This window comes from Pseudoalteromonas sp. SWN166 (assembly GCF_015864485.1).
GTDB lineage: Bacteria > Pseudomonadota > Gammaproteobacteria > Enterobacterales > Alteromonadaceae > Pseudoalteromonas.
Genome location: NZ_JADYXB010000019.1, coordinates 1 through 16,347, shown reverse-complemented (window position 1 = coordinate 16,347; position 16,347 = coordinate 1). Strand labels below are relative to the sequence as shown.

At 38.2% G+C, this 16,347-nt stretch carries 12 protein-coding genes and 2 tRNA genes; 1 reads left to right on the top strand and 13 read right to left on the bottom strand.

Features of this window, described 5'->3' with window-relative positions; all coding sequences use genetic code 11:
* Positions 1-286 precede the first annotated feature (286 nt).
* The 9 genes from I6F49_RS12390 to I6F49_RS12350 form a co-directional block, all read right to left on the bottom strand.
* Positions 287-1,249 carry a class 1 fructose-bisphosphatase gene (locus tag I6F49_RS12390; protein ID WP_197180776.1) on the bottom strand — a complete coding sequence of 321 codons (963 nt, stop codon included), beginning with the start codon at positions 1,247-1,249 and terminating at the stop codon, positions 287-289.
* Complete coding sequence (fbaA, locus tag I6F49_RS12385; protein ID WP_166379469.1) at positions 1,246-2,328, bottom strand: class II fructose-bisphosphate aldolase; 1,083 nt, start codon at positions 2,326-2,328, stop codon at positions 1,246-1,248. The genes I6F49_RS12390 and fbaA overlap by 4 nt, the downstream gene beginning before the upstream one ends.
* Before the next feature lie 14 nt (positions 2,329-2,342).
* The gene (gene eda, locus I6F49_RS12380) at positions 2,343-2,960 is read right to left on the bottom strand and encodes a bifunctional 4-hydroxy-2-oxoglutarate aldolase/2-dehydro-3-deoxy-phosphogluconate aldolase (protein WP_166379471.1); all 618 of its coding nucleotides are present in this window, start codon (positions 2,958-2,960) and stop codon (positions 2,343-2,345) included.
* 66 nt (positions 2,961-3,026) lie between these two features.
* Positions 3,027-3,959: a sugar kinase gene (locus I6F49_RS12375; RefSeq protein ID WP_166421080.1), complete on the bottom strand. Its 933-nt coding sequence runs from the start codon at positions 3,957-3,959 to the stop codon at positions 3,027-3,029.
* Positions 3,960-4,033: 74 nt separating this feature from the next.
* Positions 4,034-5,341, bottom strand: coding sequence for an MFS transporter (locus I6F49_RS12370; protein ID WP_166421081.1), 1,308 nt, complete (start codon positions 5,339-5,341; stop codon positions 4,034-4,036).
* A gap of 2 nt (positions 5,342-5,343) precedes the next feature.
* Positions 5,344-5,688, bottom strand: a complete 345-nt coding sequence (locus I6F49_RS12365; protein ID WP_166421082.1) for a cupin domain-containing protein — start codon at positions 5,686-5,688, stop codon at positions 5,344-5,346.
* Between the two features lie 5 nt (positions 5,689-5,693).
* Positions 5,694-7,919 carry a heparinase II/III domain-containing protein gene (locus tag I6F49_RS12360; RefSeq protein WP_166421083.1) on the bottom strand — a complete coding sequence of 742 codons (2,226 nt, stop codon included), beginning with the start codon at positions 7,917-7,919 and terminating at the stop codon, positions 5,694-5,696.
* A 5-nt stretch (positions 7,920-7,924) separates the two neighbouring features.
* Positions 7,925-10,183 (bottom strand): polysaccharide lyase 6 family protein, encoded by a 2,259-nt coding sequence (locus I6F49_RS12355; RefSeq protein WP_166421084.1) that lies wholly within the window; start codon positions 10,181-10,183, stop codon positions 7,925-7,927.
* A gap of 148 nt (positions 10,184-10,331) precedes the next feature.
* On the bottom strand, positions 10,332-11,210 hold the full coding sequence (locus I6F49_RS12350) for an NAD(P)-dependent oxidoreductase (protein ID WP_007585320.1): 879 nt from the start codon (positions 11,208-11,210) through the stop codon (positions 10,332-10,334).
* A gap of 647 nt (positions 11,211-11,857) precedes the next feature.
* Between I6F49_RS12350 and gloA the strand changes: the two genes are divergently transcribed.
* Positions 11,858-12,259: a lactoylglutathione lyase gene (gloA, locus tag I6F49_RS12345; protein WP_166421085.1), complete on the top strand. Its 402-nt coding sequence runs from the start codon at positions 11,858-11,860 to the stop codon at positions 12,257-12,259.
* Between the two features lie 55 nt (positions 12,260-12,314).
* Here the strand turns inward: gloA and I6F49_RS12340 are convergent, their stop codons facing one another.
* From I6F49_RS12340 to I6F49_RS12325, 4 genes are all read right to left on the bottom strand, one after another.
* Entirely contained in the window at positions 12,315-12,581 is a 267-nt protein-coding gene (locus tag I6F49_RS12340) for a DksA/TraR family C4-type zinc finger protein (RefSeq protein ID WP_166421086.1), read from the bottom strand.
* Positions 12,582-12,830: 249 nt separating this feature from the next.
* A complete protein-coding gene (locus I6F49_RS12335) occupies positions 12,831-15,698 on the bottom strand; it encodes a M16 family metallopeptidase (RefSeq protein ID WP_197180775.1) in 2,868 nt (955 codons plus the stop codon).
* 281 nt (positions 15,699-15,979) lie between these two features.
* Positions 15,980-16,055, bottom strand: a tRNA-Glu gene (locus tag I6F49_RS12330).
* A gap of 182 nt (positions 16,056-16,237) precedes the next feature.
* Positions 16,238-16,313, bottom strand: a tRNA-Glu gene (locus I6F49_RS12325).
* Between the last annotated feature and the right edge of the window lie 34 nt (positions 16,314-16,347).

Below are 16,347 nucleotides of genomic sequence, written 5' to 3'. Positions count from 1 at the left end.
CAACAAATAAACATAAAGTTAACCCTGCACTGTTATCGCAGGTCAAAAATTGAATTCAATCATGCACAATTACTGCGAAAATACATAACCTTAGAGTAAAAAATTGGTTTTACATGGTGTTGAGTAAATCAGATTTATTTAATATATATGAAGTATTCTTATTTGAAGACTATAAGAAAATTAAGAAATGAAGTGAGTTTGTATAAAAAGGATTATTTACAGAGAGAATGAAAAATAAGGGTAAAAAAGGGGCTATTTTCTTGCCCCTTTTTTATTAAGTACTGGTTTATAAAATAGCGTTATTATAAAACTCTACAGGCTCATTTGAGCCCAAAGCAACCGGCACACGTTGATGCAAACTAGTTGGTGCAATATCTAAAATTCGCGCTCCTCTAGAGGTTGCTTTACCACCTGCGTTTTCAACTAAAAGTGCTAACGGGTTTGCTTCGTAAAGTAGTCTGATTTTTCCGTTATCATTACCGGTACGTTTATCTTGTGGATACAAAAATAAGCCACCTCGGCATAAAATACGATGAACGTCCCCTACCATAGCTGCATTCCAACGCATTGAGCTTTTTTCAAAGCTTTCACAGGTGTAAAGCAATTTATCAAAATACACTTGTGTCGGTTCGTCCCAATAACGGTAGTTAGCCATATTAACGGCAAATTCACGACTCTGCTCTGGCACACTTAACTGCTTATTTGTCAGTAGATAACCGCCATGCGTTGAATCTAATGTATAACAACGCGTTGGACCGCCAGTGCTCATTACAAGTAATGATGAAGGGCCGTATAACACATAGCCTGCACATACTTGATTTACACCAGGCTGACTAAATTGCTCGTCGCTGTCGAAGGCAACATCATCACGGGCTAAGTAAATAGTAAATATAGTGCCTATTTGCCCATTAACATCAATATTAGAAGAGCCATCTAGTGGGTCAAAAGCAACAATAAACTTACCTTCAGGATGGCCACCTACTGCATGTTCTTCTTCCTCTGATGCAACTGTGCGTACGCTGCTGTCGTCAAGTAGTATGTCTTTAAGCAGTTGGTTTGCAATTACATCCAACTTTTTTTGCACTTCACCCTGAATATTTTCGTTAAGCGTTGAGCCTAAAACACCGGCTAATTCACCTTGGCTTACTCGAAAAGCAATTTCTTTACTGGTCGCTAAAATTGTGCGAATAAGTAAAATAAGATCGGTATCTACGCCATCTTCTTTTAATACTGTATTTAGTCTTTTCATGCGCTATACCTATTTACACAATTTAGATCGTCAAAGCATTGCTCTAGTCTTGCAACCATACTTTGCTCTGAATGACGCAGCCATACCCGAGGGTCATAGTATTTTTTGTTTGGCTTATCATCCCCATCAGGGTTACCAATTTGCTCTTGTAGGTATGCTTGGTTAACTTTGTAGTAGTCTAAAATACCTGTCCAACACGCCCACTGCGTATCGGTATCAATATTCATTTTAACTACACCATAGGTTAAAGACTCTGCAATTTTATCGTACTCAGAACCACTACCACCATGAAACACAAAGTTGATTGAGTTGCTTGGTAGATTAAATTTTTCTGAGACGTAAGCTTGTGAATCTTTTAGTATAGTTGGCGTAAGAACAACGTTTCCTGGCTTATATACACCGTGAACATTGCCAAAAGACGCTGCAATTATAAAGTTAGGGCTAATACGACTTAAGCGTTCGTAAGCAAATGCAACATCTTCAGGCTGAGTGTATAAAGAAGAGCTGTCTAGGTGTGAGTTATCAACACCGTCTTCTTCGCCGCCTGTACAGCCAAGCTCTATTTCTAGCGTCATCCCTATTTTTGCCATACGTGTTAAGTAACGTTCACAAATTTCAATATTTTCTTCTAGAGGCTCTTCTGAAAGATCAATCATATGTGAGCTAAACAATGGTTTGCCAGTCAGTTCAAAGTGTCTTTCACCTTCGTCAAGTAAACCATCAATCCAAGGTAGTAGCTTTTTAGCTGCATGATCAGTATGAAGCATCACTGCTACTTCATAATGTGCGGCAACCATATGCACGTATTTTGCAGCACTTACCGCCCCAAGCACCGCTGATTGTTGCTCTGGTAAAGATAGGCTTTTACCACAAAAAAACTGCGCTCCACCATTAGAAAGCTGAATAATAACGGGCGAGTTTTTCTTTTTAGCAGCTTCTAGCGTCGCATTTATAGATGTTGTACTAACAACATTTACCGCTGGCAACGCATATTGATTAGTACGCGCATGTTCATACACAGCACTTACTTCGTCGCCAACGATTACGCCTGGCAGTATTGTTGGGGCTAAATAATTCATTTCTAAGATCCTTTCTACTTTAAAGCTTGGATACAAGAATCGGTAATTGCTTGCCAATTTTCTTGCTCAACCCATTCTTTTTTCGCTATCCAAGTACCGCCAACGGCGAATACATTATTTAATGAAAGGTAGTCTATTTTATTACTTTCGCTAACGCCACCTGTAGGGCAAAAACTTACTGATCTAAATACTGTTGAAACAGCTGATACAAAAGGTGCTCCACCAGCAAGCGATGCTGGGAATAATTTTTGCTCTTTAAAGCCATATTCAAGCGCCATTAAAATATCACCTGTGTTTGATACACCAGGAAGTACTGGTACATTACATTTAGCAAGTGCAGTAAGTAGCGCAGGAGAAACCGCTGGCGTTACAATAAAGTCAGAACCCGCTTCAAGTGCTTGCTCTAAAATGTCAGTATTTATGACTGTACCCGCACCTACTTTTAGCTCAGGCACTTGTGCTTTAATAGCTTTTAATGCCTCTATTGATGCCTCTGTTCTAAGTACTACTTCTACTAAAGTAAGGCCAGCGTTAGCCATAGCTTTCGCTATTTGAACACCTTGCTCTGGCGTATCAGCTTGAATTATAGGTAGCAGTGTTTGTCCTGACATAAGTTCAGAAAAGCGAGTCATAACGTTGTTCCTTTATAAAAAGTAATGCAGCCGATGTATGGCGGCCTTTAATGTTTGATTATTGTGTTAAATCCCAGCTTCAATCATTGCTAGCTGAAATATATCTTTTGGAGCAATGGCGCCTGGCTGTTGTATAACAGCACCTGCCGCTTTTGCAGCAAGTTGTACAGCACTTGAAATTGATTTATCAGATAAACGAGCACCTAAATAAACACCGTTAAAGGCATCGCCTGCTGAGGTAGTATCTACAACATTTGTTACCGGTATTATAGTGTGGCTTTGAAGCGTATCGCCCTCTTTTGTCACTACCGATTCAGGGCCATTTTTAACAATAATTTCTTCAATTTGGTAAGGTTTTAAATATTCAACAACCGCTTCTACGCTATGTACGTCATAAAGTGTTGTTAAATCTTCAACGCCTGGAAGGGTAATATCTGCAAGCGTAAAGGCTAAATGATACTGCTCTTTAGTTTCCTCTACACTATTCCACAAACGCGCTCTGTAGTTAGGATCAAAAACTATTTTAACCCCAGCATCTTTAAGCTGCTTTACAACTTTCCAAAAATGCTCACGTGCGCTTTCTTCAATTATTGCTAATGAAATTCCTGAAAAGAAAAACATATCACCTTGGCTAAGCTGCTCGAGTGCATCAGCATCTAAAAAATCAACAACCTTTTTAGCTGCAGAATCATTACGCCAATAAATAAAGCTACGCTCACCATGCTCATCGGTTTCTATGTAATACATGCCGGGTACTTTGGTATCGTGAGCAAATACGAGTTGTGTACTTATTTGTTCACTTTCAAAGCGTTCTAGCATTTTTTTACTTAAATTATCTTGACCTAAAGCCGTAACAACCGAAGTAGTAACCTGCGGGAAGCAACGTTTTAAATACACTGCAGAATTATAAACATCGCCTGCAAATGATTGGTGTAGTGTGGCTGCGCTCATAGCTCTAAGCTCGACCATGCATTCACCGATAAAGTAAATATTTTTCATCTTGGAAGTTACCCTATGTAGTTAACTGCTATGCGCTTATACAGATTATGTTGGCATAGCAGTTATTATCTAGATTATTGAGGCTTTTTAAGAGGTTCTATTTTTGGAATTAAAATCCAAACAGCTGCCATTGCTATAATGGCTAAAGAAGCACCAATAACAAATGCTGGCGTATAGTTACCATCAGCAGTAAGAATTGGCACTAGCGATGTAAGGCCTACAGCGCCAAGTTTTGCCGCCATGCCAGAGAAGCCTGATAATGTACCTACAGCTTTTTTGCCTAACAAATCACTTGGTAGTGTTTGCACATTACCAATTGCAGTTTGAAAACCAAATAAGATAACAGCCATAATTAGTACCGCAGTTGTTGGTCCACCTGGATTTGCCATTGCAAGTAACGCAGGTAGCATAATTAAACAACCCAGCGTAATAGTTAGCTTACGTGTTTTGTCTGTATTCCAGCCTGCTTTAAGTCGGTTTTGAGCCAATAAGCCACCAAACCAAGCACCAAACATAGCGCCAACATAAGGTACCCAACCGTATATACCAATAGATTTAACATCCATGCCATATACTTCGTTTAAGTAAATTGGAATCCAAAAAACAAATAACCACCAAATAGGGTCAATTGCAGCAGAGGCAATAATTACGCCCCAGCTTTGTTTACGAGAAAGTAGCTCTTTAGTCGAAGGATTATATTCTTCTTCGTCTTCACCAGTTACATCGCCGTTATCATCAACACGTCTTTGACCTGTTAAAATGTACTCGCGTTCTTGTGCAGTAAGCCAAGGATGAGAGCTAGGCGGCGCTTTAACTAAAATTAACCAAGGCACTAACCAAAGAAAACCTAATACACCGACAAAAACAAACACCATTTTCCAGCTAAAGTAGATAGTTAAGTATGCAATTAAAGGGATAGCAATAATGCCACCAATTGCAGCACCAGAGTTAAAAATACCCTGTGCTAAAGCACGTTCTTTAGTTGGAAACCATTCAGCATTACCTTTAGCTGCGCCCGGCCAGTTACCGGCTTCTGCTACACCTAAGATTGCGCGAAAAATACTAAGGCTAAGTACACCTTGTGCAAATGCATGCGCAACGGTGGCAATAGACCAAACACCTATCGATAAAACAAAACCGAAGCGTGTGCCAACCCAGTCAAATATTTTTCCAAATATGGCCTGACCAAATGCGTAAGCAAATACAAATACAATTGAAATATTAGCGTATATTTGTTTGCGTTCTAGCGCTGATTCATCAGGAAATAAATCTTCAACAATGTCCGGCCAAAGCACACTAAGTGCTTGTCGGTCTATATAGTTAATAATGGTCGCTAGCGCAATTAGCGCTATAACCCACCAACGTAAGCCTTTAAGTTGCATAATTAATCCTCAAGAAAGTCTTCACGCGCTGGGCTAAAGGTATCAATCAGGATCCCGCCTGTTGGACAGGTAGCACCATGATCAGCAAATGGAGGGATTAAGCAGCTATCACCCGGTTTTAAGATTTTAGTGACGCCATCAATGTTAAAGTGAAACTCACCTTCAACAACATACGTTACTTGAGAATGTCTGTGAGCATGGTTATACCCAATAGCCCCTTTCTCAAACCAAATTTTAACGGCCATTAGCTCTTCGTTATAACCTAGCATTTGACGTTTTAGACCATTTCCTAAATCTTCAATTTCGGTCTCGCTGCCAAATGAAAAGTGTGCGCTTTGCTTTTGCATCCTGTTTACTCCTGATTATTGTTCATCATATAAACGCCTAATCGGCCATTTAAAGTGAACTCTTTATTTTGATAATTGAATGTGTGTTTGCCAGGCTTAGCTGATTCAGCAACTTTGTTAATAGCCACTAAATACGAATTGCCTTTAATATCAAGTTCAACAAGTGTTAAATCGCCCTGCTGACTATATTCGAGCCCTGTAACTCTACTTACTGCTTCTAATGTATATTCTTTACTTGGGTTGTATTCACCGTGAGGCTCTAGTACTGATATAAATTTATGATTTTTTTGACCCTCAACACGACGAATAAAACCATTTTCGTTGCGTAAATTAAAATCTGGGTCGTTTGCGCCTATTTGAGTAAATAAGAAAGACTCATCACCTTCAACCAAACTCGTTTGCGTATAAAAGCGGCCGTTTTCGTTCAGCCACGTTACTTTAGCTAAACCACTTTGAGGTTGCGCTTGAGCTTTAAGCCATAGATGCTGGTAACCATTTTTAGTACCTAATGCAGCGAGTTGTGTTGTATTTGCTTTTAACTCAAAGCTGGTATCGATAAGTTGACCTTTATAATGCAAAGGCAAATCAAGTTGGTGTGCTTTATTTGCAGCAACATCAAATATATCAAGTGCAACTGTGCTTTGTAGTTCAGGTAAGTTAATAAGTGCAAGCGTACGCTCAAGATCAACGCCCTTATAAGCTGTGCTTATTTCGCCGCTTGAAACCGTGCCGTATTTATTTGTTTCGAAAAAGTTAAGTGAAGGGTAATTACTATTTCCTACTTCAACATTTGCATTAAAATGCGTTGTTTCGTCAACCACTACCGTATTGTGCGCAACAGTGTGTTTAGCGTAAGTTTCGTTTTCAGGTAAATAACGACCGCCGTATTTAGCTTCTACATTTAAAAAACGTGCTGCGCCATAATCAGATACAATTTCATTTCCGTGGTCGTAAAACTGCCATGTTAATTTATCAAAATGACCGTGACCTAAGCCTTGTGCAGCAGGTTTAAATAGTAGAGCTTGATCGCCACCTACCTGCGTTCTCATTACAACTAGAGCACCTTGCTTTCCGTCATTACCATCACCGAAGGCAACAGATTTAAACGAATAAGGTTTTGCCATGTTGTTATCAAGTGCTTGAGCTACTTTTAGCCCATCACCAGAGAGAATTATTTGGTCTTGTTGCTTAGCAATATCTAAATAACCCGCATCGTTGGTTAGGCCATATGCTGCCGTTACCCCATTTACTAACTCAATGGTATCGATACCTTTACTTTTTATTGCATCGTTAATTGGGAAAAACAAACCGTTGTAGCTAAGTTGAATCGTCGTATCAATCGCTTTTAATAATATGCCATCGCGATATTCAAATATTTTTCTTTGTGGTTCGTTGTTTTCAATCGCTTTAGCAAACGTTACAAATGGTAATAGTGCAAAGCGTTGATAGTAAGGACCTTCGTTATAGTAACCTTGTGGTGAAAACAGCATCTCTAGCTGCTTAATAAACCCACCCTTACCCGACTTTTCTAAATCGTATAATGATTTTTCTACCCACTCAGGTTCGCCTAATACATACCCTGCCATGCCAACACCCGCTGTTGCCCATGTTCCATGATTATGTACTTTATTAAATGTAGACGGTTGTCCTACAGATGTGAACAACGAAACAGGACGTAGTAAGTCATTTTCGATTGTTTTAATGTTATTGGCATTTAACGAGTCATGAATTAGATCATAAGCTTGTATTGTGTACACAAGCCACATTGCTTCATTTAGGCTTTGCCAAAAAAACTTACCTGGATTTTGCGAGTCCATTTTACGTTTTGGATGCAGACCAAGCGTTGGGTATAATTTTGCGTACTCAAGCAACATATCACGTACATAGTTTGCATATTTATCATCTTGGCTTAATTGATAAATAATGCCCGCGTTGTACATAAGTTGGTAATTTTTCTTATGACGCTCATGTGTATAACCACCACCGCCATCTTTTGGAACTGGTACAGTTATAGGTTGAGCAATTTGCTCATCAACTTGTGTTTTTAGCGATTCAAACGCAGTTGCAAACTTTGTGCTACCGTTGCTACTAATAGCTTGGCGCATTTGTTTAACATCATCAGTAGTAATCACTAAGTTTGGGTGCGCTGCATGCGCACCCAATGATGTAAGTAATGTAATTGCAACTACAGCAGCTATTTTAAAACGTGTTTGGCATTTTAATAAGTACATAGTATTTACCCTGCCTTATTTAAAATGTTGTTGTTTTTTAATACTGCCGTGTGTGGGCCTTTTACTCTTAGCTCTTTAACGTTTGGTGCTTTGGTTGCATCAAATGTATTGTTAGAGATTTCAGTTTTAGGCTCGCCTACAGTGTGTTCTACAACAATAGGAGCAGATTTAACAAATTTATTTTCTTTAATATTAGTAACCTGAACACCGTGAACATAAATGCTCGCTTGCTCTTTATTACGCTTACCAAGGCCGACGTTATTAAGCGTGTTATTCGTCATTTCAAAATGAGGGCCAAATGTACTTTCATCACTGCCGCCACGGTAAAGCTTAACTATGCCGCCTTCCACATCATTAAATGTATTATTATTTACAATAACGTATTCAGCGTTATAAACACCTAAGTCTTCAATCTCGGTGTTTAGGCGTAAAATGTCACCGGTTACAGTATTAAAGGTATTACCTGTAAGAATAATTTCATCAGCCATTGCACCTTTACCCGTGATAAAGAAATGGAATGAATGATTAATATCTAAAGCATTTAACTCTGAGTTGGTCATTACAAAGCGGTAATTATCAACCATACCCCATTTTTGCGTACGAACAATGCTGTTACCAATTGCATCTGGTGCGTTTTCACCTGAAATTGATAAACCATCTAGTTTTAAGCTGCCGCCATCATGTATTTCAAACAAGGTAGAGCGTTGAAAAGTAAGTTTAGACTTTGTGCTCTGCTTCGCTTTAATTGTCAGTGTTTTATCAATTTTAACCAGTTTAGAAACATCATACTGGCCAGGCGCTAGTTCTAGAATATCGCCCGACTCTGCATTATCAATAGCGTCTAGTAATGCACTTACATCAGCTTTAACAGAATGTGTCTTACCAGAATCAAAATCAACTAAAGCAGGTACTTTTGCATACCAGCTAACACCGGTATCTTCTTTTTTAAGTACTTTTAAATCGCGCTTTGCACCTACATTTAAACTTTTAGATGTTGGGTAAAGTAGACCATTACTTGCTTTTTTAAGCGTGATTTTTTCTTTTTTTACACCGTACGTTAGCTCAGAAAGTACTTTTGTATCAGCAATGTTGTTACTTAGTACCAGCCCGCTTACATCATCAAATGTTGTAAATGGCTGTTCACCATCTTGATTTATGATTAAGTTGTTTTTCATTACGCTATCTTTAGGTGCAGCGCTACGCTCAGCATCGCTACCTGCGGCAAGTTGAATATGACGCACATTTATAAATGTGTTGTTTTCAATTGTCGCATTTTCAACTTGGTGATAACGATTTATAGATGAATTTGGTACGCCGTTCATCACAGTAAAACCACTGCCAAAACGGTACCCTGTTAGACCTTGTAGGTAGTTATTTCTTACAATTTGGTCTTTATTGATAACGCGGATACCACCGGTATGGTCAACACCATTACCAATGAAAATATTTTCTTCAATAAGGTTACCGTTACCATGGCGCAGCGTTAATGTACCGCGCGCTTCATAAAATACGTTATTACGAAGGATGTTTTTACCTGACTTAACCGAAACAATTTCTACTTCACCATTGGTGCGTTCAAAATAGTTATTTTCTACCAATGTATGCGAATCAGTTAATGAGTAATGGCTGGTGCCAATACGTAGGGTTTCACCACCGTTCGAACCAAAAGTAGGACGGTAGCCAAAATAGTTATTGTCTATGCGGTGATAGTTTTCTTGGCTTGCTTGAGTGTTTAAACGAACAGCAACTGTCACGCCTTTATTCCGTTTGCCAACTAAATGACTATGATCAAAGCGGTTATGTTGTCCATATAATGCAACCCAATAATCAGACTCTCGTTTGTCTGGATTACTGTAATTATCGATTACTGTTTGAGTAACTCGTGAATTGTAGGCTAACTCATTTTTATTTTTACGAAACTCTATTACAGCTGAGCTCGGTGTGTAGCCGTCTTTAAATACTAAACCAGAGGCTTCAAGGTATTTACCTGCAAGTCTTAGGTTCGATTGACCCGATAAAATCACTTTACCGTTAGTTTCAGCGGTCAATAAAATAGGAGAGTTTTTTGTACCTTGGCCTTCAAGTAGGATTTCGAAGTCAGACCAAGTACCATCTTTAAGTACTACTTTGTCGCCAGCAACTAGATTAGCTGCGATATCATTAAAAGCTTGTTTACTTTCTACAAAATAATCTTTGGCCGCTATTTGTGTGGATATGCAACCGATGAGAACTAGACTAAGCTTTATTGTGTTAATCAAACGCATAGTTAACTCTTTTTCGTTGTGACTGAAAGTAGTGCTTCATCAGAATTTAAAAAAGCTGACATTGCACAAAGACTTTAGTCAATTGGTGTCATGTGTGTTAAAGCGCCTTAAGCTAAAAGCCTAAAGCGCTCAATAAGGTCGAGAAGTATTACTTTTCTAGCTTTTTGAAGTAATCAAAAATTTCAGGAACGTTACCTTGACCCATACCAGCGTCAAACGCTGCTTGTAGGTTAGCTGATGAACCTTCAGCGATTTTTGATTCAGTACCTAGGTCTTCTACCATTTGTAGGAAGTAGCCTAAATCTTTGTTTGCATTAGCAATCGAGAAACCAAGGTCGCTAACATTATCAACTGCATAGTTTTTACAAAATTGCATAAACGGTGAGTTAGATGGACCAGTCGACATGATGTCAAAAAGTTGTTGACGGTCAACACCAGCAAGCTCTGCAACTGCAAATGCTTGTGACATAGCACATACTGTAGTCATGCCCATGAAGTTGTTGATAAGTTTAGTTGTGTGACCTGCACCTAGCTCGCCAAGATGGAAAACGTTTTCACCTTGATCCTCTAGTACTGGTTTAACTTTATTGAATGTATCAATATCGCCTGCAGCCATGATGTTTAAAAGGCCGTCTTTAGCATGTGCTGGTGTACGACCAAGAGGAGCATCAATCATGCCTGCGCCTTTAGCTGCTAAATCAGCACCAATTTTTTTAGTAGATGATGGGATAGAAGTACCAAAATCAACTAGTACTGCACCTTCTTTAATACCCGCTAGGATACCGTCTTCTGCATAAATGATTTTTTCTACAACGGCAGAAGTAGTAAGACAAAACATAACAATATCTGAACCTTCAGCTAGCTCTTTAGCAGTGCTTGCTGTTTTTGCGCCTCTAGCGACACATGCTGCAACCGCATCTTTGCTAAGGTCCATAACAATTAGCTCATAGCCTTTGTTTTGTAAATTTTCGGCCATGTTGCCGCCCATTAAGCCTAAGCCGATGAAACCGATGACTGGTTTTGACATGAATAACTCCTAAATATGTGGCGCATACTTTTATAAGAACAAGTAAAATCTACTCTAAAATACGCTGTGTCTTTGTTTCAATTTGTAGAGTAACTTTAAGCTTGAGTTATTTATAAATTAACCTGTGCAAAACGTAACTCTGATTAATTACCAATACATTGTATTCACTCAAACCAAGCAACTTACCAATTGGTATGCAAAAACTGTATTACCATACGCCTTTTTTGTCAACCAATAAGTTAACCAAGTAAATCCCATATTTTTACAAATTACATGAAAATAAATTTAATATCAATCAAAAACAAATAGTTAGATATGAAAAACCCAATCAGACATAGGTTAGATTTTGTTGAACAATCAGTAACTTTTTTTATACTAATAGGTTGACCAATAATTGAGTGTTCTTTATTTAAATATGCAAAATTCAATAAAATGGTTCATTAATTGGTAATTTACAATTGATGTTATTGGTAAAATTATAAAGACCATACGTGAACAGCTTCCAACTCTAAATGGTATTGAGGTTGTGATTTATACGTAACGCCTACATATATGGCTAATACATATAAAAACCACAAAATGTGCTTAATAATAGCGCTTAGTTAAAAATATACTGAACTTTGAAAAATCACTAAAGGAACTGAATAATGCGTTTATTACATACTATGCTGCGTGTAGCGGATTTAGAAAAATCAATTGCTTTTTATACTGAAGTATTAGGTATGAAAGAGTTACGACGCGCAGACAATGACGAGTATCGATATACATTGGCTTTTATTGGGTATGGAGATGAGAAGGACACGACAGTCCTAGAATTGACATATAACTGGGATGAGGATAGCTACGACCTTGGTAATGCTTATGGCCATATAGCCATCGAATTTGATAATATTTACAAAGCCTGTGCTGATATTAAGGCAGCCGGTGGTAATGTTAGTCGTGAACCAGGGCCTGTAAAAGGCGGTACTACTGAAATTGCTTTTGTAAAAGACCCTGACGGTTATTCAATAGAACTTATTCAGAAAAAAGAAGATATGAGTAACTTTTAAGTTATGTAAGTTGTGGGTGCTAGTTTAAATTAAAAAAGGTGCTTTTTAGCACCTTTTAACGCAACTGACTGTCTTTGCTGCCACGTCTATTAAACGATTTAGCGCTAGCATCATTACCTTCTATTGCAGCTTGGCATGCAACACAATAGCGCACTCCTGGTAACGCGAGCCTTCGTGCTTGTGGGATTTCCTCATCACACTCATCACATAGCTCTGCACTTGCACCTGATATTAAATTGCTTCTCGCATACTGTACGGCGTCGTTAACACTCGCATCAATTTGATCTTGAATTGCACCGTCTCGTGCCCATCCACTTGCCATAAATCCTCCTAATAAAGTTGGATGTTTAAACTTATGCTACCAAATCGAATCTTTATAAGTACTGAATAAAAAAGCTAGGAATGTGATGTTCTTTGAAGGCTTAAGCTACGAAACTATATTTTATATCTTAAGGAAAGATGCTGTAGTTACTCCTTGTAATCTACTTCACAAAAAGTTCAACACTCTACAATTAGGCAAAAAAAAGCAGCTAAAAAAGCTGCTTTATAATTCCAATGATTTATTTAAATATTAAAGACTGTAGTCAACAACCTTCATACCTAATTTTTCGAGCTCTGGACGAAGTGTTTTAGCATCACCCACTACTAAATAAATCATGTCTTTAGTATTTAAGTGTTTTTTAGCTAAGGTGTTAACTTCTTCCTTGCTGATATTACTAACAATTTCATTTCTTTCTTTTACAAAGCTAGGTTTTAAATCAAACTCTAGTATTTGTGCTAAAAAGCCAAGTTTTGCATTAGGCGTTTCGTATTTAAGCGCATCTTTTTGATTAATAGCTTTGCGCATAAACATAAGCTCTTCGTCTGTTACACCATTTTGAGCATAATTATTAAGCTCGTTGGTAAACTCTGTAATAGACGCTGCAGTAGAGTCGGCTCTCACCGCTGCAGAAGCGGTAAAGCCACCTGATGTTTTATCACCCCAGAAACGAGAGCGAGCACCGTAAGTGTAGCCTTTATCTTCTCGTAAATTTAGATTGATACGGCTGTTAAACGTGCCACCCAGTGCAAAGTTCATCAAGTTAGCTTTAAAGAACTCACCTGTAATATCTTCAACCATATCGCGTTTACCTATTCGAATTTCTGATTGAGGAGCGTCTGGTTTATCAACCAAATAAATTACATTAGTTTCTACTTTAGGTTCACTGAAATCAACCGCTACTGAGCTCGATTTACCTTTCCAATTTGTAAGTGTAGCTTTAACTTTTGGTTCAATTGTTGACTCTTTTAAATCAGAAACAATAATTACTTGAGCGCCCTGCGGTTTAAAGTTTGCATTATAAAAAGCTTTAACATCACCTAGTGTAATGGCTTCTATACTTTCAACAGTACCACCACTTGGTAGTGAAGCTATGTTATTCCCGTATAGTAATTTGCTATATGTATTAGATGCTAAATAACCTGCATCTTTCATTGAATGCTGGATGTTTTGAATGCTTTGCTTTTTATTACGCTCAAAGTCATCTGCATTAAATGCCGGTTTAAATAACTTTTCTTCTACAAGCTTTAATGTTGCATCTAGATTTTTAGTTAAGCTAGAAACATATACATTTGTATGTGTTTTATCTGAATATATGCTTACTTGGCTACCCAACTTTTCAAGCGCGTTACTCATTTGCTCTGTCGAGTAGTTTTGCGTAGCCTCACTCATTAGCGATGCGGTCATTGACGATAAACCCACTTTACTCGCTTGCTCATTATATAAGCCACCCGGGACTTTAATAAAAATAGCCGTCGTTGGGGTTTCGGTGCTCTGAGTGCCTAATATTTTAATACCGTTTGCGGTATTAGTTTGCCAAAGTGCAGGCACATCAACGGCAGGGTTTGCACCTGCTACTGGATGTACACTTCGATCAAACGTATCAACAGCTCTTCTCGCTACTAAATCATCAGCAGAAGTTGTAGACGGGCCACCAAAGTCATGCGTTTTAGGGGTAAAGTTATCTGCAGCCGCAATAAGCTGAGTTTGCCCTTCTGGCACAACACTCATAATAACGGCAGGTTTATCTTTGATATACTGGTTAAAAACACGCATAACATCGGCTTTTGTAACCTTGTTATAACGTGTAATTTCATCTTTTGCTGAGTTTGGATTACCAGTAAATGTTTCAGACGCAGCAAGCTGAGAAACTTTGCCTGATACGCTTTGCAGACCAAAAATAGCACCTGATTCTATTTTAGCTTTTACTTTATCTAAATCGTCTTGTGTAACACCACGCTTTTCAAATTCTACAAATGAATCACGAACAATTTTTTCCATATCAGCTAACGTTTTTCCTGCTGTTGGATTAGGTAAAGCATAAATACTAATTGAACACGCTAACTCTTGGCATGGATGGTTTGCACTTGCTTGAACCGCAAGCTGGTTTTTAACTAGATTTTTGTATAGTAATGAATTGTTACCACCACCTAATATTTCCGCAAGTATATCAAGAGGTGCTTCATCTTCAGAGCGAGCGTAAGTAGTTGGGAAACTCATACTTAATAAAGGTAAATGTACCTTATCTTCCATTGAAATATATCTATCAGCATTGAGTGTTACAGCTGTTTTTTCTACTGTAGGGATTTCAGGGCCTTTTGGAATTGGTGCAAAGTATTTAGTAACTAATGGCAGTATTTCATTAGCGTTGATATCGCCACCAATAGTAAGCGTTGCATTATTAGGACCATACCACTTTAAAAAGAATGCTTTTAAATCATTTACATTTACGCGATTAAGATCGTCCATAAAACCAATTACTGGCCATGAATATGGATGACCATCTGGATACATCGCTTGAGCAACACGTTCACCTAAACGACCATAAGGGCGATTATCAACACGTTGGCCGCGCTCATTTTTTACTGTTTCGCGTTGTACTTCAAATTTTTCTTGGGTTACAGCATCGAGTAAAAAGCCCATTCGATCAGCTTCTAGCCACAACATTTTTTCTAATTGATTTACAGGTACTGTTTCAAAATAATTTGTTCTATCTGAGTTAGTTGTACCATTTAAAGTACCGCCTGCTTCAGATATTATTTTAAAATGTTCCTCATCAGCAACATTCTCTGAACCTTGAAACATCATATGCTCAAAAAAGTGAGCAAAGCCTGACTTACCCAGCTCTTCGCGAGCAGAACCAACGTGGTATGTTACATCAACGTGTACTAAGGGATCTGAATGATCCTCATGCACAATTACAGTTAAACCGTTATCTAGTTTATATTTTTTATACGGTATGTTGATTTCACCTGCATTAGATTTCACTGATTCAATAAGTGTAACGCCAGGAATTGATGTTTCTGTAACAATATTTTTATCAACAGCTTGAGTTGAGCTATTACATGCAGCCAACCCTGATGCAAGTAAAACAGCAAGTGCAATTTTTGTTAGTTTCATTTTTTAGTCCATATTTAAATTAACTCAATGAGTTTAAAGACTAATTAAAAGTACAACAAGGAATATGGAGCGATTATGGGTTTGGTTTTGTAACAAAGTGTAAATAGATTGATATGATAATGAAGTGTAAAATGAGGGTATTAATTTGTGGTTTTATTCTAATAACACTGCACTTCCCTATCTAAGTAGTAAATGTTATAGCTAAGAGATTGATACTCTTAATAACATCGTGCATATAGAGTGTTATGTAACACTGCTTATACAATACTTAAAATAGTAAGTGGCGTCCCCAAGGGGATTCGAACCCCTGTTACCGCCGTGAAAGGGCGGTGTCCTAGGCCTCTAGACGATGGGGACACATAAATGTGTCACTAGGACAACTGAATTTTTAGACTCGTTTCAGGCGAGCTTTCTTAATAACACTGCACTTTCCTATTAAAAATAAGTAAGTGGCGTCCCCAAGAGATTAGTACTCTTGATAACGTCGTCCATAGAGAGTGCGGTGTCACACTGCTTTACACAATACTTAAATAAGTAAGTGGCGTCCCCAAGGGGATTCGAACCCCTGTTACCGCCGTGAAAGGGCGGTGTCCTAGGCCTCTAGACGATGGGGACACATAAATGTGTCACTAGGACAACTGAATTTTTA